At 44.0% G+C, this 21062-nt stretch carries 19 protein-coding genes and 2 CRISPR repeat arrays; all 19 genes read left to right on the top strand.

What is annotated here, in order from left to right; all coding sequences use genetic code 11:
- The 19 genes from cas5c (at position 1) to V1225_RS13490 (ending at position 21013) form a co-directional block, all read left to right on the top strand.
- Positions 1 to 750 carry a type I-C CRISPR-associated protein Cas5c gene (gene cas5c / locus V1225_RS13580; protein WP_160202804.1) on the top strand — a complete coding sequence of 250 codons (750 nt, stop codon included), beginning with the start codon at positions 1 to 3 and terminating at the stop codon, positions 748 to 750.
- The gene (gene cas8c, locus V1225_RS13575; RefSeq protein ID WP_243151097.1) at positions 734 to 2623 is read left to right on the top strand and encodes a type I-C CRISPR-associated protein Cas8c/Csd1; all 1890 of its coding nucleotides are present in this window, start codon (positions 734 to 736) and stop codon (positions 2621 to 2623) included. Before cas5c ends, cas8c begins: the two co-directional genes overlap by 17 nt.
- Positions 2620 to 3468, top strand: a complete 849-nt coding sequence (gene cas7c, locus V1225_RS13570) for a type I-C CRISPR-associated protein Cas7/Csd2 (RefSeq protein WP_160202802.1) — start codon at positions 2620 to 2622, stop codon at positions 3466 to 3468. Before cas8c ends, cas7c begins: the two co-directional genes overlap by 4 nt.
- Position 3469: 1 nt before the next feature.
- A complete protein-coding gene (cas4, locus tag V1225_RS13565; protein ID WP_251632301.1) occupies positions 3470 to 4141 on the top strand; it encodes a CRISPR-associated protein Cas4 in 672 nt (223 codons plus the stop codon).
- Positions 4141 to 5172 (top strand): type I-C CRISPR-associated endonuclease Cas1c, encoded by a 1032-nt coding sequence (gene cas1c / locus V1225_RS13560; protein ID WP_338546855.1) that lies wholly within the window; start codon positions 4141 to 4143, stop codon positions 5170 to 5172. Before cas4 ends, cas1c begins: the two co-directional genes overlap by 1 nt.
- Positions 5173 to 5182: 10 nt before the next feature.
- Positions 5183 to 5473, top strand: a complete 291-nt coding sequence (gene cas2 / locus V1225_RS13555; protein ID WP_160202799.1) for a CRISPR-associated endonuclease Cas2 — start codon at positions 5183 to 5185, stop codon at positions 5471 to 5473.
- A gap of 164 nt (positions 5474 to 5637) precedes the next feature.
- A CRISPR array of direct repeats spans positions 5638 to 7083; the repeat unit is 33 nt; unit sequence GTCGCACCCCGTGAGGGGTGCGTGGATTGAAAT.
- A 254-nt stretch (positions 7084 to 7337) separates the two neighbouring features.
- Positions 7338 to 8318, top strand: a complete 981-nt coding sequence (locus V1225_RS13550; protein WP_160202798.1) for a D-isomer specific 2-hydroxyacid dehydrogenase family protein — start codon at positions 7338 to 7340, stop codon at positions 8316 to 8318.
- A gap of 218 nt (positions 8319 to 8536) precedes the next feature.
- Positions 8537 to 9897: direct repeats of the CRISPR family, unit length 32 nt; unit sequence GTCGCGCCTCTTGCAGGCGCGTGGATTGAAAT.
- 159 nt (positions 9898 to 10056) lie between these two features.
- Entirely contained in the window at positions 10057 to 11307 is a 1251-nt protein-coding gene (locus tag V1225_RS13545; protein WP_338546852.1) for a D-alanyl-D-alanine carboxypeptidase family protein, read from the top strand.
- 28 nt (positions 11308 to 11335) lie between these two features.
- Complete coding sequence (locus tag V1225_RS13540; protein WP_160201486.1) at positions 11336 to 11593, top strand: DUF3343 domain-containing protein; 258 nt, start codon at positions 11336 to 11338, stop codon at positions 11591 to 11593.
- Between the two features lie 134 nt (positions 11594 to 11727).
- Entirely contained in the window at positions 11728 to 12633 is a 906-nt protein-coding gene (locus V1225_RS13535) for a DNA/RNA non-specific endonuclease (protein ID WP_160201487.1), read from the top strand.
- 148 nt (positions 12634 to 12781) lie between these two features.
- Positions 12782 to 14104: an electron transport complex subunit RsxC gene (gene rsxC / locus V1225_RS13530; RefSeq protein WP_160201488.1), complete on the top strand. Its 1323-nt coding sequence runs from the start codon at positions 12782 to 12784 to the stop codon at positions 14102 to 14104.
- A 16-nt stretch (positions 14105 to 14120) separates the two neighbouring features.
- Complete coding sequence (locus V1225_RS13525) at positions 14121 to 15065, top strand: RnfABCDGE type electron transport complex subunit D (protein ID WP_160201489.1); 945 nt, start codon at positions 14121 to 14123, stop codon at positions 15063 to 15065.
- Positions 15062 to 16153 (top strand): RnfABCDGE type electron transport complex subunit G, encoded by a 1092-nt coding sequence (locus V1225_RS13520; protein WP_338546848.1) that lies wholly within the window; start codon positions 15062 to 15064, stop codon positions 16151 to 16153. The genes V1225_RS13525 and V1225_RS13520 overlap by 4 nt, the downstream gene beginning before the upstream one ends.
- Before the next feature lie 5 nt (positions 16154 to 16158).
- The gene (locus V1225_RS13515; RefSeq protein ID WP_338546846.1) at positions 16159 to 16839 is read left to right on the top strand and encodes an electron transport complex subunit E; all 681 of its coding nucleotides are present in this window, start codon (positions 16159 to 16161) and stop codon (positions 16837 to 16839) included.
- The gene (locus tag V1225_RS13510; RefSeq protein ID WP_160201492.1) at positions 16832 to 17410 is read left to right on the top strand and encodes an RnfABCDGE type electron transport complex subunit A; all 579 of its coding nucleotides are present in this window, start codon (positions 16832 to 16834) and stop codon (positions 17408 to 17410) included. The genes V1225_RS13515 and V1225_RS13510 overlap by 8 nt, the downstream gene beginning before the upstream one ends.
- 14 nt (positions 17411 to 17424) lie before the next feature.
- Positions 17425 to 18225, top strand: a complete 801-nt coding sequence (locus tag V1225_RS13505; RefSeq protein ID WP_338546843.1) for an RnfABCDGE type electron transport complex subunit B — start codon at positions 17425 to 17427, stop codon at positions 18223 to 18225.
- 101 nt (positions 18226 to 18326) lie between these two features.
- Positions 18327 to 19310, top strand: a complete 984-nt coding sequence (locus V1225_RS13500; protein ID WP_251630645.1) for a hypothetical protein — start codon at positions 18327 to 18329, stop codon at positions 19308 to 19310.
- Positions 19311 to 19368: 58 nt separating this feature from the next.
- Positions 19369 to 20415, top strand: coding sequence for an FAD:protein FMN transferase (locus tag V1225_RS13495; protein WP_160201495.1), 1047 nt, complete (start codon positions 19369 to 19371; stop codon positions 20413 to 20415).
- 10 nt (positions 20416 to 20425) lie between these two features.
- Positions 20426 to 21013, top strand: a complete 588-nt coding sequence (locus V1225_RS13490) for an FMN-binding protein (protein WP_338546842.1) — start codon at positions 20426 to 20428, stop codon at positions 21011 to 21013.
- Positions 21014 to 21062: the final 49 nt, after the last annotated feature.

Raw genomic sequence — 21062 nt, 5'->3', positions numbered from 1 at the left:
ATGCAGTATAAAAACATCGTAGAATTTGAAGTTTCCGGTGATTATGCACTTTTCTCAGATCCGATCAATCGGGTCGGCGGTGAAAAGTTTTCGTATCAGGTGCCGACTTATGAGGCTTTGAAGGGCATCTTACATAGTATTTACTGGAAACCGACACTGACCTGGATTGTTGACGCGGTCAGGGTGATGGAACCGATTCAGACAGAATCCAAGGGAATTCGTCCCATCAAGTATACCAGCAGCAAAAATGATTTGTCTTTTTATACGTATTTAAAAGGCTGTCGATATCAGGTTAGAGCACATTTTGTCTGGAATGAAAACAGACCGGAGCTTGCAGAAGATAGAAATGAACATAAACATTTTCAGATTGCGAAACGAATGATTGAACGCGGAGGACGGCGGGATATCTTTCTGGGCACGCGAGAGTGCCAGGGGTATGTGAAGCCTTGTGTTTTCGGCGAGGGAGACGGTGCATACGATCATACGCCGGAATTGGATTTTGGCATGATGTATCATGGCATCACCTATGCGGATGAGGCTTACTCTGAGGAAACGAAAAACAAAATGACAGTGCGGCTTTGGAGGTGCGTGATGCATAACGGGGTGATTACCTTTGATCGTCCGCAGGCATGTATCCATCGTCCGGTACGCGAAATGGAAGTCAAACCGTTTGGCGCTGTCTATGGGAATTTTGAAACAGTTGATAAAACAGGAGGTGATATTTTTGACCTGGATGAAAATGGCATGTGATACCTATGATCAAAATCCCGGAATGGTCGCTAATTTTCAAAGTGACGTGTATCTTTGTCCTATTGCGCATATGGAATCCAGCGCGCAAATTGAAGTCAGTCTGGATTTACAGGGCAATCTAACCGGTGCTCGTTCGATCGAAGACAAAGAGGCTGCTGCCTGTATTATTCCTGTGACTGAAGAATCAGCAAGCCGTTCCAGCGGTGATGCGCCTCACCCCCTTTGTGATAATCTGACCTATGTAGCGGGAGATTATGCCGGGTATGCGAGGTCAGAAAAGGAAGCGAAAACTGCAAAAGGACGGTTTGCAAAGTATATAGAAGGGCTGGCAGCATGGAAAGATTCTAATTACAGTAATGCAACAATAGAAGCAGTGTATGCGTATCTGTCTAAAGAACAGCTTATGGCAGATTTGATCCAGGCTGCAGTGGTGAAACTTGACGGAGAAGGAAAGCTAACAACAAACAAAATTGGCGGAAATACTTATGATAAGTGTATCGTCAGGTTTCAGATCGACGTGCTTTCCGGTGAAAAAAATTGCTGGCAGAATTTACAGGTAATAGAGGATTATCAGCATTACTATCTGGAGAAAAAAGCACAGGAGGCAAGAGAGGATATTTGTTATCTGACGGGAGAAACAGGTGTGATTTCTGCGAATCATCCGAAAGGCATACTGGCAGCCAGTTATGGCGCGAAGTTGATTTCTGCCAATGATGATAAAGATTTTACCTATCGGGGGAGATTTTATACGGGAGAAGAGGCGTATGCTGTCAGTTATGAAGCATCCCAAAAAGCGCATAATGCATTGCGCTGGCTGGCGAAACAGCAGGGGTTCTATGTTGGTAAAACGGATAAACGCTTTTATCTATGTTGGAATCCTGCGGGAAAGCATGTGCCGCAGGTTGGAGAGAATCTGTTTGGCTCGTCCTCTGATGAGGGTATTTTTTCGAAACCAACCACAATGCCGGAGTATAAGACGCAGCTGAAAAAGTGCATCAACGGGCATAAGAATCAATTTAAGACTTCAGATGATATTGCAATTATGGCGATGGAAGCGGCGACCACGGGACGGCTTTCTATTGTGTATTATCATGCAATGAAGGCGCCGGAGTTCTTCGCAAGAATTGAAAACTGGTATCAAGACTGCTGTTGGACGTTTCCCGTATTTGATGCGGATCGAAAACGGAAGCTTGTTGTAAAAACACCGGAAATTATACAAATCGTAAACAACGCATTTGGTGTGGAACGAGAAAACCAGCAGGGAAAATCGATGCTGTATGTCAATGACAAACTGATGATTATGCAGTATCAAAGATTGTTTCACTGTATCGTGGATGGAAAAATACTGCCGCGAGATTTTGTGGATGGGATTTTCAGACAGTGCAATAAACCGCTGTCGTTCTCAAAGAGAAACAGAGAATACATATTGTCCACAGCTTGCGCATTGATTCGAAAATATTGGAAACAGACGTATGGAAAGGAGATTGAAATGGCGCTGGATAGAAAAGAGCAAAATAGAGATTATTGTTATGGACGGCTGCTGGCGGTATATGAGAAGATAGAGCGCAGTACCTATGGGAAGGATGAAAACAGAGAACCGAATGCGATTAGGATGCAAAGTATGTATGTGCAGCGTCCAGCATCGACTTTGGCTTTATTAGAACAAAAATCGATTCCATATTTAGAGAGCTTACCGCCGCAGAAGAGGGAATTTTATCGACAGGAAATTGGCGAAATTCTAAATCTAATAGGAATTGATAAAGAAAATAAAGCGTTGGGCTATCTCTATCTTACCGGATATTATGCTGAACGGGAAGACCTAAGATGGAAGAATAAAGCGAAAAGTGAGGAAAAAGAGGAGGAAACCAAATGAGTATTTTACAGAACAAGATTGATTTTATTGCGCTGGCAGCAGTAACAGACGCCAATCCAAACGGCAACCCACTGGATGGAAATCGCCCAAGAACTACTTATGATGGGAGAGGCGAGATTTCAGACGTATGCATTAAAAGAAAACTGCGTAACCGTTTGCAGGATAATGGAGAAAAGATTTTTGTGCAGTCTGAAGAACGTTGTGATGACGGAGAAAAGAGTCTCAGTGATCGGGTCAAAACCAATCTCCCGACAGGACTTTCCTCGGAGGAATTCGCAAAACAAGCCTGTGAACTTTGGTATGATGTGAGAGCGTTTGGACAGGTGTTCGCTTTTAAAGGAGCAGCGCCGAAGGAAGGCGTTTCTGTGGGTGTACGGGGGCCGGTATCGATTCATCAGGCAAAGAGTATATCTTCCGTAGAAGTGATCAGCCAGCAGATTACAAAGAGTGTAAACAGTGAGCCTGGCAACAAAAAAGGGTCTGATACCATGGGAATGAAGCATCGGATTGGATTCGGTCTTTATGAGATCAAGGGTTCAATCAATGTACAACTGGCGGAGAAAACAGGCTTTACGGAGGAAGACGCAGAGGCGCTGAAAGAAGCGCTGCGCACACTCTTTGTCAATGACGCATCTTCGGCACGTCCAGATGGAAGCATGGAAATTGTTAAGCTATTTTGGTGGAGACATAACAATAAGATTGGACAGTATTCTTCTGCTAAGGTGCATGATTCTCTGCAGATTCAGCAGAAAGAACCAGAAAAATTGGCAACCTGTTTGGACGATTATGATATTACTCTGCTACCTTTAGAAGATTTGGAGCCTGAAATCATAGAGGGCATATAAAATGGCTATGTATACGGAGGAAGAATACATCCAGCTTTCGGGCATTCAGCACTTTGCCTTTTGTCGCAGGCAGTGGGCGCTCATTCATGTAGAACAGCAGTGGGCGGAAAACTATCAGACCACAGCAGGGATTTTGATGCATAAGAAGGCGCATGATGAATCGTCTGCAGAAAAGCGTGGAGATTTAATCATCATGCGAGGTCTTCGCATTGCCTCACGGCGGCTGGGGCTTTCCGGGCAGTGTGATGTAGTGGAGTTTCACAGAGCGTGTGGTGGCATAACATTGTCCAATTATGACGGAACGTGGGATGTTGTACCGGTGGAATACAAGCGAGGAACAGAAAAAGATGGATGCGAAGATGCAGTACAGCTTTGTGCTCAGGCAATATGTCTGGAGGAGATGTTTCTCACGGATATTCCCAAAGGGTACCTGTTTTATGGCGAAAATAAGCGCCGGACGGAAGTTATTTTTGATATGACACTTCGAGGACAAGTTGAGAAGCTATGCGAGGAAATGCATACACTTTACAGGAAGGGAAATACGCCAAAAGTCAAAACCAGTAAAAAATGTCGCAGCTGTTCGTTAAAGGATCTTTGTTTGCCGAAATTGAACAAGAAACTTAATGTGGAACGGTACATCGCAGATAGACTGGGAGAAGGAGGTGCATTGTAGTGAAGAAGCTGCTCAATACATTATATGTACTTTCTGAGGATGTGTATTTGGCACTGGACGGAGAAAATGTAGTAATCCTTCGTGATGCGGAAACTGCCGGAAGATTTCCGCTTCATACGCTGGAGCAGATTGTCAGTTTCTCGTATAAAGGTGCTTCACCAGCGCTGATGGGTGCCTGTGCACGGAAAGAAATTGGGCTGAGTTTTTTCTCGCCGCAAGGCAAATTCTTGGCTCGCACTTCAGGTATACCATATGGAAATGTGCTGCTACGAAAAGAGCAATATCGAATTTCGGATGATACAGATAGAAGTTTGTCATATGCAAAGGCAATGATTTTGGGAAAAGTTTTTAACTGCAGGTGGAGTTTGGAGCGGACTGTCAGAGATCACGGTCTGCGTGTTGATATTGAGCGTATCAAAGAAATTTCTGGACAGCTTCATCAAGGGATTTCCGGGATTCGCACATGTGATACGCTGGATTCCTTACGTGGCATTGAAGGTGAGCTGGCATCTCGATATTTTGCAGTTTTTGATGATTTGATTATCAATCAGAAAGAAGATTTTCAGTTTTGCGGTCGCAATCGCAGACCGCCGCTGGATAAAGTGAATGCGCTGCTTTCCTTTGCATACACTTTGCTTGGAAATGATTGTGCAGGTGCACTGGAGGGCGTTGGACTGGATGCTTACGTAGGATTTTTACACAGTGATAGACCTGGTAGAAAGTCTTTGGCACTGGATATGATGGAAGAACTGCGTGGGATTATGGCAGATCGGTTTGTGCTTTCTTTAATCAATCGAAAGATTATGAAAGCGGCGCATTTTGAGACGCAAGCAGATGGAGCGGTATTGCTCAATGAAGACGGAAGAAAACAGTTCTTGTCGGCATGGCAGCAGCGCAAGAAAGAGATGATTACCCATCCATTTCTTGAGGAAAAGCTTTGCTGGGGGCTGGTGCCTCATATACAGGCAATGCTGTTAGCGCGGACTATTCGTGGAGACCTGGAAGGCTACCCGCCATTTTTATGGAAGTAGGAGGTTTCAGATGCTAGTATTAATTACATACGATGTGTCAACGCAGGACAAAGCTGGAAAGACCAGGCTTCGAAAGGTCGCAAGGGAATGTGTCAATTATGGTCAGCGTGTACAAAATTCGGTATTTGAATGTATAGTGGACAGTTCGCAAATGCTGCTCTTAAAGGATAAACTTTTGTCTTTGATTGACGAAAAACAAGATAGTCTCAGGTTTTACTATTTGGGAAATAATTATCAAACAAAAGTAGAGCATTTCGGAGCCAAAGAAAGTTATGAAGCTGAAGGCGTTTTGATGGTTTAAGAAAGGTGCGAAAGGCAAGTGGACATAAAATCCTTGGGGCTTTCGCACCAGAATTATAGACAAAATAGTTACTTTTCTGGAAGTATATGTATTTATACTTTTGGAAATTATAAAGAATTTACAAATAAATGGTGATTCTATTGGGAAATTGGCGTTTATTTGCAGTCGCACCCCGTGAGGGGTGCGTGGATTGAAATAGACAGGGGTAAATTGGCATCGTCGTACGTAAGTGTCGCACCCCGTGAGGGGTGCGTGGATTGAAATCATAATTAATGATAATGTCGTAATAGAACCAGTCGGTCGCACCCCGTGAGGGGTGCGTGGATTGAAATAAATGCAAGTCGCTGTTCTACACAGAAGAAGAATTCGTCGCACCCCGTGAGGGGTGCGTGGATTGAAATCCAACCAAAAGCTGATCCTCCGGGAAAAGGCCATGTCGCACCCCGTGAGGGGTGCGTGGATTGAAATCGTAATACTCACATGCGACCATTATCATACCCTCGTCGCACCCCGTGAGGGGTGCGTGGATTGAAATACCAATATTGGCAAGTACTGGCCAGTAATAATCGTCGCACCCCGTGAGGGGTGCGTGGATTGAAATATTTTGCCACTTAGCAATTTTTTGCGCACTAGCAATGTCGCACCCCGTGAGGGGTGCGTGGATTGAAATCTTATTCAAAACAGCTTGTTCGCCGATATTAGCGTCGCACCCCGTGAGGGGTGCGTGGATTGAAATTTTTTTACCGTCTCATCGTCCCAGTCTGCCGCTTCGTCGCACCCCGTGAGGGGTGCGTGGATTGAAATTAAGCCATCATCTAAGCCGCAGCAGCATAAAAATCGTCGCACCCCGTGAGGGGTGCGTGGATTGAAATTGAAGACTGCTTGTAAAGCGTCAAATCATCAAGGTCGCACCCCGTGAGGGGTGCGTGGATTGAAATTCGCCGTTAAATTGTTTCCAATGCTCCCAAACTAGGTCGCACCCCGTGAGGGGTGCGTGGATTGAAATCATTTACCTTTGCGCCCTGAAAGAAAATCACTTTGTCGCACCCCGTGAGGGGTGCGTGGATTGAAATTTTAATAACACTTGCAGGTTCGGATTTAGTGAACCGTCGCACCCCGTGAGGGGTGCGTGGATTGAAATGTATCTCACACTATCGATATTTCGGTTAGTTTCGGTCGCACCCCGTGAGGGGTGCGTGGATTGAAATTGGATAACCTTGGTTTGCCATACTTTCTCAGCATGTCGCACCCCGTGAGGGGTGCGTGGATTGAAATTCTTGTTCAAGCATTTCTGATTCTTTCATGATTTGGTCGCACCCCGTGAGGGGTGCGTGGATTGAAATAGTAACAAGGTTGTGGAATATGAATGTAACGGTCGTCGCACCCCGTGAGGGGTGCGTGGATTGAAATTTTTCCATGCGGAAAATGTTCTTTTCAGCCTTGTGTCGCACCCCGTGAGGGGTGCGTGGATTGAAATTATTCAGGACGACATGAATTCTGAAAAGAAAAAAGTCGCACCCCGTGAGGGGTGCGTGGATTGAAATGTTGTTTTACACCCATGCCGCAGACTATAGCCTGTCGCACCCCGTGAGGGGTGCGTGGATTGAAATGCGCCGGGGTTATCGTTACCGTAACCTTCTATGATCACTGGTACCAACTTGTGCCTATTTATAGTCACGAGTTGGTGGCTGTGAAAATACTAAAATATATAGAATTTCAGTTAGTTTCAATTTATATTCCTCTATATAAAATGGATGAGAGATTATTAATTTTTAATAATAGATTTTGACAATCATTCTTAAATGCTATGCATTCTTTTTTATTTGTGTTATGATAAATGCAAGTAAATGCGAGAGGTAGCGACATGAAATTATTTGTATATAGTATGAGAGACTTTGACGAAAAGCCTTTCTTTGACAAATTTTGTGAAAAGTATGATGTGGAGTATGGTTACACTGCAGAAGCGCCTTGCTTAGCAAATGCAGAGTTAGCAGCGGGTTATGATGCCGTGGATATTATTACAACTGTTATTGACAGAGAGTTAATTGATAAATTTTATCAGCTTGGAATAAAATGTATTTCGACTAGAACGATTGGATATGACCATATTGACTGGAAATATGCGAAAAAACTTGGTATGGGTATTACAAATGTAACCTATTCGCCATCCAGCGTGGCAGATTTTACTGTTATGTTGATTCTTATGGGGCTTCGTAAAATGAAGCATATCATGATGCGTGGGGATGTACAAGATTTTACACTTCGGGGAAAATTGGCGCGCGAACTACCAGGTTGCACTGTCGGCGTGATTGGAACTGGTCGGATAGGAGAAACGGTAATTCGTAATTTAACTGGATTTGGGTGTGAAATTTTAGCTTATGATCCTTATCAGAAAGAGTCTGTCAAAGCTTTGGGTGAGTATGTTGAACTTGAACAGCTGTTTTGTGAGTCAGATATTATTACACTTCACGTACCTGCAACAGATGAAAATTATCACCTGATTGATAATAATGCACTGCGCATGATGAAAAACGGAGTCGGGATTGTAAATTGTGCCAGAGGTGCTTTAATTGATAGTGATGCACTGATTGATGCGATCGAATCGGAAAAGGTTGGATTTGCGTGCCTAGATGTAGTCGAGCACGAAAGTGGTCTGTACTATTTTGACCGCATGGGTGAACCTCTGGGAAATCCGCGATTAGCAATCTTAAGGTCTTATGCCAATGTTATCGTTACATCCCATATGGCGTTTTACACGGATGAAGCAGTGGCGAATATGGCAGAGAACTCTATTTTAGGAGCAAAAAAATACTTTACAGGTGAAGAAAATCCTTTTGAGGTATAATTGCGACAGATAAAATACACTTGTCCTAAAAATATTTTGGAAAAGATGGAATTTTGTTGGTGCGAAAACGAAGTGAACATGACTTTCTGGGATGTTTCGCACCTGTAATTCAATGAAAAGAGGTGATCTTAAGAGGCTTTTGACAGTTTAGTAGTATGTAGAAATAGAAATAAAACAAAAGATTGATAAAAATTATAGAAATCTTTTACAATTTTGCAGTCGCGCCTCTTGCAGGCGCGTGGATTGAAATAAAGTTATTGCGCATTGATGCAGATGGCACGATTAGTCGCGCCTCTTGCAGGCGCGTGGATTGAAATTTTCGGTTTTGGTATATCTACCAAGTCTTTCAACAGTCGCGCCTCTTGCAGGCGCGTGGATTGAAATCAAAACGTAGCATTTTGCCTTTCTACGGTTAATTGTCGCGCCTCTTGCAGGCGCGTGGATTGAAATAATCTACGAGTTTACCGTATCTTGAAATGCTTGGTCGCGCCTCTTGCAGGCGCGTGGATTGAAATTCGGCGATTTGGTATGCACTTGACCTATACGACATGTCGCGCCTCTTGCAGGCGCGTGGATTGAAATTTTGACCTTTGCAGCATACCGGAAATAAACGTCATGTCGCGCCTCTTGCAGGCGCGTGGATTGAAATACTTCTTGCGGGCTTTTGCCATTAACCATTTGCAGTCGCGCCTCTTGCAGGCGCGTGGATTGAAATATAGACTGTCGTTTTTAAATACTTTTTACCCATTCGTCGCGCCTCTTGCAGGCGCGTGGATTGAAATTATGCTTATTCATCTCTATATGAAGCAACACAAAGTCGCGCCTCTTGCAGGCGCGTGGATTGAAATTTCTGCGGAAAGCCTTAGCGGTCACCGTAATCGGTCGCGCCTCTTGCAGGCGCGTGGATTGAAATCGTTCTAAGGAGGTTGGATATGGAAATTGTATGTGGTCGCGCCTCTTGCAGGCGCGTGGATTGAAATCCCTTACACCGCTTACCCAACTGGTAATGTGTTTGGTCGCGCCTCTTGCAGGCGCGTGGATTGAAATTTCGCTTGCATTTATTATAGCCAGCATACCAGACGTCGCGCCTCTTGCAGGCGCGTGGATTGAAATTTGCTAAAGACAAAGCTTGGAAAAGTCGCATTAACGTCGCGCCTCTTGCAGGCGCGTGGATTGAAATTTTTCAACATAGGCTTGTCTATATCGACACCAAAGTCGCGCCTCTTGCAGGCGCGTGGATTGAAATCGCAATTCTTCCAATCCAAATTCGCAGGGTCAGGTCGCGCCTCTTGCAGGCGCGTGGATTGAAATATCTGGTAATGCGTGAAGTTTTTTTACGTAATCTGTCGCGCCTCTTATAGGCGCGTGGATTGAAACTGGCGTTGGAGCAGAAGCATAATTGGAGTGTATTTGTCGCGCCTCTTGTAGGCGCGTGGATTGAAACGTGGTTTGATTTTGCTGATGGTACGAATATGGGAAGTCGCGCCTCTTGTAGGCGCGTGGATTGAAATCGTGGACCGGGACAATTACCGGACGGTCTATGCATTCGTGTCCCCTTCGCGGGTGCGTGGATTGAAATCTTGTGACAAGGACAGAAACTTCTATAAATCCTGGGAAAAACGGAAATAATTTTGAAAATCCCCTATCACTACAGCAAACCTTACGGCAATCTTTTCCGGCAATTAGCATATCCGCTGCACTTTTCTCATATATTACACCAAATGAGAGAGGTGTTTTTATGATAAGGAAGAATCGAAAAAGAGCGTTATGCCTACTTTGTGCCCTTTGCCTTTGCGGAACTGGTGGAATTTTAGGTGTGAAATACTATTCTAACCCGCAGGAGCCTGTAGTGCTGGAAACAGTGTCTGATAGTTTGACGTCTGAGGGTGCCCCAACCGAAGAGCAAAAGAAAGCTAATTTGAATTTAGATGTAAAGGCAGCAGTACTCATTGATGCGGATACGGGCAAAGTCCTTTATCAGCAGGATGCTCACAAAGAGCTGCCACCAGCGTCAGTAACCAAAGTTATGACCATGCTTCTTGCAATGGAAGCAGTTGAAGATGGGAAAGTTAAATTGACCGACCCAGTAACAATTTCTGAGAGAGCAGCGTCTATGGGAGGCAGCCAGATGTATATGGAAGTTGGTGAAACCCATACACTGGAGGAACTTTTGGAGGGGATTGCCATTGTCAGTGCTAATGATGCCTGTGTTGCTACGGCGGAATACATTGCGGGCAGTGAAGAAGTTTTTGTGGAAAAAATGAATAAGCGGGCTGAAGAACTTGGCATGAGGGATACGCACTTTGTAAATACCAACGGATTACCTGTAGCAGATCATTACACCAGTGCATATGATATAGGAGTGATGTCGCAAAAGCTTTTGAAGCACGAGCACACGCAAAAATGGTTTAATACCTGGCAGACGACGATACAGGTTGGGCTTCCTGGAAAAGAAAAGGAGTTCGGACTGACCAATACCAACAAATTAATCAAACAGTATCCCGGTGCTAATGGTATAAAAACTGGCTTCACTCAGGAGGCGGGCTTCTGCCTTTCTGCTTCGGCGACAAAGGATGATACTACGCTGATAGCCGTGGTGTTAGGTGCAAAGACTTCAAAAATCCGGTTTGAAGAAGTTTCAAAGCTTTTGAATTACGGATTTGCCAACTATGCGTCGGTCACCTTGGCAGACAAGGGGCAGCGCATGAAAAAAGTGTCCCTTGATAAAGGAGAACCTTATTATTTTCAAGCATTAACTACCGAAAAAATAACAGCTTTTGTTAAAAAAGGAGAAGAAAAGCAGGCGGCGTGTAAAGTTACCATAGATAAGAACATAAAGCTGCCGCTGCGAAAAGGTGACAAAGTAGGCACTTTGACTGTATATATCGGAAAAGAAAAAGCAGGTACCTACGATCTGGTGTCCGACAGAGATGTAAAGAAAGTTTCCTTCCTAACCTATTACATACGGAAGATAAAAAATTTATTCTGATTTCAGAAGCACATAGAAGGAGACTACCATGGAGAATGAGTATATTCTTTCCTTTTCTTCTTTTTATAAAGCAGCCTATGCCAAAGATGTCCTGGAGGAAAATGGATTTCATGCTGCCCTGCGAAAGTTGCCTCCGCAGATAACTCATTCCTGCAGCACTGGTCTCTATCTGAGGATTGACTCAATAGAACGGGTGCGGGGAGTGTTGGCAGAACGGCAGATTACAACTCGAGGAATCTATCAGGTGACTCGTATTGGCGGAACAAAGTCTTATAGAAGTGTGTAAAAAGAGATAGGATCCAAACTGTGCATTCAGTGCCACATTGAATGCACAGTTTTTCTTTTTTTGAAAATAGCCCTTGACGAACGAATGTTCTTTTGGGATAATGAAATAGAATAAATAGATAGGAGCGTGCAGGAATGGATTTATACAAATTGTTTTATAATAAGAATAGAGTTTTAATACTGATTTTAACTTTGACAGTATTATTGTCCGGGTGCAGTCAGCTTGAGCAGATGGGGATTTTAGAAACTTCAGAGACTGCGTCTTATTCTCTTTCAGAAATTCCGCCTTATGAGAACAGCCCTTATGTTGTACTGGAAGATAATATGCCAGCGTTTTCAGAAGCAGATATGTCCACAGAATCCTTTGAGACATATAGCGATCTGGACCGTCTTGGACGCTGCGGTGTTGCTTTTGCCAATGTAGGCAGGGATTTAATGCCCACCGAAAAGAGAGGCAGCATCGGCATGGTCAAGCCGTCTGGCTGGCAGCTTGCCAAATACGACATTGTAGACGGAAAATATCTTTATAATCGCTGCCATCTTCTGGGATATCAGCTAACTGGAGAGAATGCCAATGAGCAAAATCTCATTACCGGCACCAGATATATGAATGTGGACGGAATGCTTCCCTTTGAGGATATGGTGGCGGATTATGTAAAAGAAACAGGCGGACATGTGTTGTATCGTGTAACGCCAATTTATGATGGAAACGATTTAGTAGCCAGAGGAGTGCAGATGGAAGGATATTCTGTGGAGGACGATGGCGAGGGTGTTTGTTTTAATGTATTTGTTTATAATGTACAGCCAGGAATCGAAATTGATTACAGCAATGGGGCTAATCGACTCGACCTAAATAATGCAGCAGCGCAGGATGATGAAGAGGAGAAAATTGTCGAAGAGATAAGGGGTAATAAACGCTCTAAGATTTATCACTGCCCGGGTCAGCGAGCTTATGAGGAGATGGAAGATTCCAAGAATCTGATTATTTTTGATTCAGAGGAAGAAGCGATTGAGGCAGGATATCGAAAGGCAAAACAGTAGATGGAATAGACTGAATAATATATATTAAAAAATATTATACATATATTAGGAAATTTTGTCAAGAAATTAACAAAATCGTTGCTAGTACTAAAGTACTATGCTAGAATAAGATATAAAACTGCCTATTTAATAAGAGGAGCGTGATTGAATGAGTCAAAATAAGGCAAAAAAAGGAGCTCATCCGTATGAAGGGAAGGAGCTATCCAAAGATAGTCCTATCACTTCTGTCTCTGCGACAAATACCATGGTATATCCTTTGCTGCAGCATATTGGAGCGCCGGCGAAAGCAATTGTTTCACCGGGTGAACGTGTACTAAAAGGACAAATGATTGCAGAATCTGACGGGTATATTTCTGCTTCAATTTACAGCGCAGTGTCAGGAACGGTAAAGTCCATTGAAAAGCGAACTGTTGTAAACGGAGAAAAAACAGACTGTATTATAATCGAAAACGATAATGTGAATGAAACCGTAGATGGTTATGGTGAGAGCCGTGATTTGGACAACGTGTCAGCAGAAGCAATTATTGATGCGATTACAGAAGCTGGTATTGTCGGTCTAGGCGGTGCAGGTTTTCCTAGCGGAGTGAAGCTTTCTCCGAAGAATCCGCAGGATATCGATACCATTATTATCAATGGTGCAGAGTGCGAGCCATATTTGACGGCAGATTATCGTTTAATGCTGGAAAGAAGTAATGAAATGATTCTGGGCATCAAAGCTATCCTGAAGCTCTTTGAGAAAGCGAGAGCAGTAATCGGAATAGAGGACAATAAGCCGCAGGCGATTGCGCTGCTTCAGGAAAAGGCTGCAGGCGAAGAGCGAATTTCTGTCGTTTCTTTGAAGACCAAATATCCGCAGGGTGGCGAAAGACAGCTGATTTATGCCGTGACAGGAAGAAAAATCAATTCTAAAATGCTGCCGGCGGACAAAGGGTGTTTGGTTGTCAATGCAGCTACTTGCTTTGCAATATATGAAGCAGTATATCAGAATATGCCGCTGATTCACAGGGTTATGACAATTACAGGTGAGGGTGTAAATACGCCTTGTAATTTAGATGTTCCGCTGGGGATGTCTTTCGGTGAAGTACTGGAAGCTGCCGGGGGTGCGAGAGAGGACGCAGTGAAATTTATTGCCGGAGGACCTATGATGGGGGCAGCACTTAGCACTTTGGATGTTCCTGTGGTGAAAACCTCCTCTGCGATTCTTGTATTCAATCAGGATGATGTAGCTGCACTTGCCCAGTCGGCATGTATCCATTGTGGCAGATGTGTAGGCGTTTGTCCGAGTGATTTGGTTCCGCAAATGCTCGCAAAAGAAATTAAGGCAGAGAATTATGAGAAGTTCGACCGTTTAGGTGGTATGGAATGTATGGAGTGCGGTTGCTGTACTTATGGCTGTCCAGCAAAGATTCCACTCACGCAGATGTTTAAGCTAGGCAAGGCAAAAGTGCGTGAAATGCGTATCATTGGTTAAGAAGTAGAGGTGTTTTATGTATAATGTTTCAGTGTCTCCTCATGTGAGGGAGCAAAGTACGACCCAGTCTATTATGCGGGATGTAATCATTGCACTTCTTCCGATTCTCGCCTTTGGCGTGTATCATTTCGGAATAGGTGCACTGCAGGTAATTATTATTTCAGTAGTGACCTGTGTAATTGGAGAGATTTTATTTGATTTAGCAGTCAAGAAACCGGTGACTGTCTTTGATGGCAGTGCAGTAGTGACAGGATTGATTCTCGCAATCAATCTGCCGGCTACAGCAATATGGTGGATGCCAGTACTGGGAGGTCTCTTTGCTATCGTTGCAGTAAAAATGCTGTTTGGCGGTCTGGGGCAGAACTTTATGAATCCTGCGTTGGCAGCAAGATGTTTTCTGTTAATTTCATTTTCAGGAAGAATGACAGATTTTACTATGGATGGTGTTTCCTCTGCAACTCCGCTTGCAGCAATGAAGGCCGGAGAACTGCCTGATTTGCTGTCATTGTTTTTAGGCTTCCACGGCGGATGTATCGGAGAGGTATCCGCGCTGGCAATTTTTGCGGGAGGTATTTATCTGATTGTAAAGAAAGTGATTTCTGTGAGAATTCCGCTTACTTATATACTGTCAACGGCAGCATTTATTCTGCTGATTAATTTGATTAACGGTGGTGACATCAGTACGAATTATCTGTTAGCACAGGTTCTTTCTGGTGGTCTTCTTGTAGGAGCATTCTTTATGGCGACAGATTATGCGACTAGCCCGATTACGCCGAAGGGACAATTACTCTATGGCATTCTTCTGGGATTGTTCACAGCTCTGTTTAGAACCGTAGGTTCTTCCGCAGAAGGTGTGTCCTATGCGATTATTATCTGCAACCTTCTTGTTCCGCTGATTGAGAATATTACAATTCCAAAGCCTTTCGGCAGTGAAAAGGCGAAAGGAGGAAGCAAAGCATGAAAAAGAAAACGGCAACGGTTGCCAATACATTAGTATTAGTAGTTGTTACTTTTATAGCGATTCTGGCATTATCGGTTGTCTATCAGGTTACCAAGGGTCCGATTGACCAGGCAGAAATCAACGCCAGAGCAGAAGTTTACAAAGTTGTGTATCCAGAGGCAAAGGGTTTTGCTCAGATTGATAACACAGATGCGCTTCTTGAAGGCTCGGCAGAAATGCTGGCTGGAGCAGGATACGACGGATGTTTTATTAACGATGTTTTAGCAGTAATCGACCCGGCAGATTCCAGTGCGACACCAAAGGGTTATGTTATCGCAGCAACTTCCCCTAGCGGATACGGCGGTAACATTCAGATTGCAGTCGGAATTACTTCTGATGGCACATTGACAGGGTTTAATGTAGTATCCCATTCGGAAACTGCAGGACTTGGCTCCAAGTGTACAGAGCCTGCTTTTACAGAGCAATTTAAAGGAAAAAAAGCAGAACAGCTCGCATATAGCAAGACTGGCGCTTCTGCTGACAATGAAATTGATGCTATTGGCGGTGCAACCATTACGACAGGTGCTGTAACCGATGCAGCCAATGCAGCCATCGTATTCTACCAAGCTAACTTCGGCGGCGGGCTTGCGCCGACAGAGGAAGCAGACCCGATGGAAAAAGCGTTCCCGGGCATTGCTCCGGAAGAATTGACAGACATTGAATTCAGTGAAGTCAGCGGTGAAGACTATACAGTCAATGAGGTCAAAGATGCAAAGGGCGAAGGCTATGTCGTTATTGTAACTGCACATAATGGTTATGATGGAGATTTACAGATTGCACTGGGAATCGGAAGCGATGGAGTCATCAAAGGCTTTTCCACGCTGATTTGTAACGAGACAAAGACCCTTGGCGGACAGTGTACCAGCGATGAGTTTGCAGCGCAGTTTATCGGAATGAAGGCAGCGACTGTTTCCCACGTTTCTTCTGGTGCAAAGCAGGAAAACAATGAAATTGACATGATTGCTGGTGCGACAATTACAACGGATGCTGTATTGACAGCGGTAAACGGTGCAATTGAGTATTACAATAATGAACTGAAAGGAGCGTGAGGTAGATGAAAGCAGTATTAGAAAGATTATATAACGGCATCATCAAGGAAAATCCAACCTTTGTGCTCATGCTCGGCATGTGTCCGACTCTTGCAGTAACTACCAGTGCCAGCAACGGTTTCGGTATGGGTATCGCTACCATGGCGGTACTGATTATGTCGAATCTCATCATTTCACTTTTACGGAAGGTGATTCCAAACGGTGTCAGAGTACCGGTTTATATCATCATTATTGCATCATTTGTAACAATTGTGGAACTTTTGATGCATGCATATATGACATTCCTTTATGAAAGTCTAGGAATCTTTATTCCTCTGATTGTAGTAAACTGTATCATTTTAGGAAGAGCAGAGACTTATGCGTCCAAATATGGACCATTCCTATCCATCTTTGATGGTGTAGGCATAGGCCTTGGATTTACCCTAGGGCTTACCGTTATCGGTATGGTGAGAGAACTGATTGGTAATGGGACCATTTTCAACATACAGATTATGCCGGAAAGCTATGAACCGATTTCTATTTTCGTCATGGCACCAGGTGCGTTTTTCGTACTGTCCATACTCTGTATGATTCAGAACAAGCTAAAATTGAAAGGGGCTAACCGTCATGTCAAAGGTGAAGGTGGCTGCAGCGGCAACTGCAAGCAGTGCCCGGCTGTATGTAAGGAGGTAGAAGCAAATGAGTAACAGCTTATTTTTAGTACTTCTTACAACAGCGCTGATTAACAATGTTGTATTGAGTCAGTTTTTAGGAATCTGTCCATTTCTAGGTGTATCTAAGAATGTAAAAACAGCTGCTGGTATGAGTGGTGCAGTAATCTTCGTTATTACTATTGCTTCCGCAGTGTCCAGCTTGCTCTATGATTACTTGCTGGTAAGGTTTGATTTGACTTACCTGAGAACTATCGTGTTCATTATGGTAATCGCTTTTCTGGTACAGCTTGTAGAGCTATTCCTGAAGAAAGCTATTCCGCCGCTTTATCAGAGCTTAGGTGTATTCCTGCCGTTGATTACGACCAACTGTGCGGTGCTTGGTACAGCGCTGACCAACGTGCAGTCAGGAAATGACTTCATCACAAGTGTTGTATCCGGAATTGGAACTGCTGTCGGCTTTGGTATTGCCATCATTATCATGGCGGGTGTGAGAGAAAAGAGCGAGACTAATGATTTCCCTGATTCCTTCAGGGGAACACCGGCTGTATTAATGACAGCTTGTTTGATGTCTATCGCATTTTATGGATTCGGTATGTTAGCATAGAGGAGGGACCAGATATGAATATGAGTGAAATTGTAATCGCAGTCGTTTCTCTGTGTGTGATTAGTGCAATCATCGGTATTGCGCTCAGTATTGCTGAAAAAGTGTTCCATGTAGAAGTCAATGAGCAGGAAGTTGCCGTGCGAGAAGCTTTGCCGGGCAGTAACTGTGGCGGTTGCGGCTATGCGGGTTGTGACGCCCTTGCAAAAGCCATTGCAGAAGGCAGCGCTCCAGTAACAGCATGCCCTGTAGGTGGTAAGCCCGTTGCAGAGGAAATCGCAAGGATTATGGGGCAGGAAGTAGGCGACATGGAGAAGATGGTTGCTTATGTCAGATGTAACGGAACCAGCGACATGAAACAGGTGGATTATCAGTACATCGGTATCGAAAGCTGTGCTTATGCGGCTAAAATGCCGGGTTCCAGCCCGTATGCCTGCAAATATGGCTGTTTGGGCTATGGTTCCTGCGCAAAGGTTTGTCCGGAGAGAGCAATCCGTATCATCGATAAGAAAGCCGTTGTAGACGAAGCGCTTTGTATTGCCTGCGGAAAGTGTATCAAAGTTTGTCCGCACGACTTAATTGAATTGGTACCGGCTGCTTCAACTCACAGAGTGCAGTGCATATCTCTTGCTAAGGGCAAAGAGGTAATGAACGCCTGCAAAGCAGGATGTATCGGCTGTGGGCTTTGCGCAAAGAACTGCCCGTCAGATGCAATTGTAATGGAAAATAACATTGCAAGAATCGATTACAGCAAATGTACGCATTGCGGTGCATGTGCGGAGAAGTGTCCGAGAAAGATTATTAAAGTATTTGAGTAATCATGAATCTTTGATAAAATATTGACAATTGTGAGATTGTTCGATATAATATAACTATACGCTAATACTAAAATATGAAAAGAAAATTAGGAGAGAAAACTATGCTGAAGATGAAAAAATTATTAATTTCCGCATTGGCGCTCGCTATGGTATTTTCCTTTGCTGCTTGTGGCAGCTCTGATGATGGTGGTGACAATGCTGGCGGCGACGCAAATGCGGCTGGAGCAAAGACTGGTTATGCAGTAGTAAGCTCTATCGCAGATGTTGAAGATGAAACCTTGACTATCGATTCTGTAGTTGCTGCTGTTCTGGTTGATGCTGACGGCAAAATCGTTAGCCTGAAAGTTGACGAAATGCAGATTAAGCCGGACCTTGGAACTGATGACGGCTCTGTTGCTGATCTGAGATCCAAGCTGGAAAAGAAAGAAGACTACAACATGAAGGGCGCTTCCCCAATCGAAAAAGAGTGGTATGAACAGATTGCTGCATTAGAAGAATGGGCAGTAGGTAAATCTGCTGACGAAGTAGCTGCTGGTATCGGTGAAGACGGTTATCCGACTGACGAAGATTTGACTGCCGGCTGCACTATCTTCTTAAACGACATCGTAACAGCAATCACTAACGCAGTTAACAATGCACAGGATTTAGGCGCTTCTGCAGATGATACTCTGAAGCTGGCTGTAACAGCTGAAAAATCTTATCAGAGCAGCGATGAAAATCTGCAGTATGACGCAGCTTATGCAGCTGTAACTGTAGACGCTGAAGGCAAAATTACTTCTTGCCTCATCGACGCTTCTCAGGCAAAATGCGCATTAGACGGCGGAAAATTCAAGGTTGAAGCCGGAAGCTACATGACTAAAAAAGAATTGAAGGAAGACTATAACATGAAGGGTGCTTCCCCAATCGAAAAAGAATGGTATGAACAGGCTGCTGCTTATGAAAAGTGGGCAGTAGGCAAAACTGTAGACGAAATTACTGGAGCTGTTGATGGCGATGGATATCCTACAGATGAAGACCTTCTGGCTGGCTGTACAATTGTAATTTCCGCTATCGCTGCTACTATTGAAGCTGCAATGGCAAAATAATTACTGACGGAGTTTGAAAGAGAGCAAGGGCTTCTTTGCTCTCTTTTCCATAGTAAACATGAAGAAAAAAATTATCCTGTTATTCATCGCATTTGTGATGGTATGCACTGGGTGTGGGAATTCCGAAGGCGGTAAGACGGAGAGGTTTTCCTCAAGTTTTATCGACGTCTTTGATACGGCCTCGACGGTGATTGCTTACGATAATAGCCAGGAGGACTTTGATGCCCATTTAGAAACCTTTCATCAAATGCTGGAAGAATATAATAAGCTGTATGATATTTACAATACTTACGATGGTATGGTGAATCTTGCTGTCATCAATCAGCGTGCAAAAGACGAACCGGTAGAGGTCGATCAAAGGATTATTGATCTTCTGGAATATTGCCGGGAAGTTTACGATATGAGCAATGGACAGACCAACATTTGCTTTGGCACAGTACTTTCTCTCTGGCATGACAGCAGAACCTATTCTGTAAACAACCCCGAAAAAGCGTATCTTCCGGATATGCAGGAGTTGAAGCAGGCGGCAGAACATACAGACTTTGACGACTTAATCATTGATAAAGAAAAACGTACTGTTTATTTTAAGGATCCAAATCTGCGTTTAGATGTAGGTGCTGTAGCAAAGGGATTTGCGGTCAGAGAGGCCTCAGCTTACGCAAAAGAAAATCTCTGGTCCTCGGCGGCAATCAGTATCGGAGGAAATGTAGTAACCTTCGGTTACAAGAATGACGATGGGAAGACACTTTGGAACATCGGGATAGAAAGTCCTGACCCTGACAGCAAGGAAAACCTTGAGAGTCTTGCAATCACAGAGCTTTCAGTAGTAACTAGCGGAGATTATCAGAGATATTATATCGTTGATGGAAAGAAATACTGCCACATTATCAATCCGAAGACTCTAATGCCGGCGGAATATATGGCAAGCGTTTCGGTGCTTTGCAAGGATTCTGCGCTGGGCGATGCCTTGTCCACAACTCTTTTCAATATGTCAATTGAGGAGGGACGCAGTCTTGTGGATTCCATGGACGATGTGGAAGCCGTTTGGGTGGATAAAGACTATAAAAAGACCTATAGCGCAGGTTTTGAGCAATATATAAAATAGGAGGAATAGTATGAAACAGAGTGCACATTTTAATCCGAAATTTACCAGCTGGGTGATTTCGCTGGTTGTCATGATTGCAGTTTCTGCGGCAGTGATTTTTGGTTCAGAGGCGATTTATGGCAGTGCAAATAAGAAATATACAGAACCTGTGGAAGTGGACTTTACCATTGCCTCCACACAGGATATTGATATCGCAGGCACCAATGCAGCAGACTATAACGTAACTGCAGTGGAAGAAGCGTACGATACAGCTGGTGCTTTGGTAGGCTACGTTGTAAAGGGAACTACAGTAGGCTACAATGCTGAAGAGCCGATTGAACTGGCTGTCACTATTTCTGCGGATGGCACGCTAGTACTTGGCATTGATGTGTTGCGCCAGAAGGAAACTGAGTATCTGGGCGAAAAAATCGCAACAGACGCTTTTAAAGGTCAGTTTACAGGAAGATATCTGCCGGTTGTGATTGCAGGCGAAACTGCACAGGGCTCTCCAATTGATGCAATTTCCAAGGCAACCATTTCTTCTAAGGCGGTGGTGGACGGTGTAAACCGCGCACAGGAATTTGTATTGGCAAACTATACAGTATCTGCTGCTGAATAAATATCGAGTATAAAAGACCTGGCAAATCATTGTCAGGTCTTTTAATATG

Origin of the sequence: Emergencia sp. JLR.KK010 (genome assembly GCF_037018265.1) — a bacterium.
In the GTDB taxonomy this organism is placed as follows: domain Bacteria; phylum Bacillota; class Clostridia; order Peptostreptococcales; family Anaerovoracaceae; genus Senimuribacter; species Senimuribacter intestinalis.
The sequence above is the reverse complement of the archived record's forward strand: the minus strand, read 5'-3'. Positions and strand labels throughout refer to the sequence as shown.

Excerpts from the sequence above, each read along its gene's own strand:
- cas5c (WP_160202804.1), top strand. The coding sequence starts at position 1 with ATGCAGTATAAAAACATCGTAGAATTTGAAGTTTCCGGTGATTATGCA.
- cas8c (WP_243151097.1), top strand. The coding sequence starts at position 734 with ATGAAAATGGCATGTGATACCTATGATCAAAATCCCGGAATGGTCGCT.
- cas7c (WP_160202802.1), top strand. The coding sequence starts at position 2,620 with ATGAGTATTTTACAGAACAAGATTGATTTTATTGCGCTGGCAGCAGTA.
- cas4 (WP_251632301.1), top strand. The coding sequence starts at position 3,470 with ATGGCTATGTATACGGAGGAAGAATACATCCAGCTTTCGGGCATTCAG.
- cas2 (WP_160202799.1), top strand. The coding sequence starts at position 5,183 with ATGCTAGTATTAATTACATACGATGTGTCAACGCAGGACAAAGCTGGA.
- V1225_RS13550 (WP_160202798.1), top strand. The coding sequence starts at position 7,338 with ATGAAATTATTTGTATATAGTATGAGAGACTTTGACGAAAAGCCTTTC.
- V1225_RS13545 (WP_338546852.1), top strand. The coding sequence starts at position 10,057 with ATGATAAGGAAGAATCGAAAAAGAGCGTTATGCCTACTTTGTGCCCTT.
- V1225_RS13540 (WP_160201486.1), top strand. The coding sequence starts at position 11,336 with ATGGAGAATGAGTATATTCTTTCCTTTTCTTCTTTTTATAAAGCAGCC.
- V1225_RS13535 (WP_160201487.1), top strand. The coding sequence starts at position 11,728 with ATGGATTTATACAAATTGTTTTATAATAAGAATAGAGTTTTAATACTG.
- rsxC (WP_160201488.1), top strand. The coding sequence starts at position 12,782 with ATGAGTCAAAATAAGGCAAAAAAAGGAGCTCATCCGTATGAAGGGAAG.
- V1225_RS13525 (WP_160201489.1), top strand. The coding sequence starts at position 14,121 with ATGTATAATGTTTCAGTGTCTCCTCATGTGAGGGAGCAAAGTACGACC.
- V1225_RS13520 (WP_338546848.1), top strand. The coding sequence starts at position 15,062 with ATGAAAAAGAAAACGGCAACGGTTGCCAATACATTAGTATTAGTAGTT.
- V1225_RS13515 (WP_338546846.1), top strand. The coding sequence starts at position 16,159 with ATGAAAGCAGTATTAGAAAGATTATATAACGGCATCATCAAGGAAAAT.
- V1225_RS13510 (WP_160201492.1), top strand. The coding sequence starts at position 16,832 with ATGAGTAACAGCTTATTTTTAGTACTTCTTACAACAGCGCTGATTAAC.
- V1225_RS13505 (WP_338546843.1), top strand. The coding sequence starts at position 17,425 with ATGAATATGAGTGAAATTGTAATCGCAGTCGTTTCTCTGTGTGTGATT.
- V1225_RS13500 (WP_251630645.1), top strand. The coding sequence starts at position 18,327 with ATGCTGAAGATGAAAAAATTATTAATTTCCGCATTGGCGCTCGCTATG.
- V1225_RS13495 (WP_160201495.1), top strand. The coding sequence starts at position 19,369 with ATGAAGAAAAAAATTATCCTGTTATTCATCGCATTTGTGATGGTATGC.
- V1225_RS13490 (WP_338546842.1), top strand. The coding sequence starts at position 20,426 with ATGAAACAGAGTGCACATTTTAATCCGAAATTTACCAGCTGGGTGATT.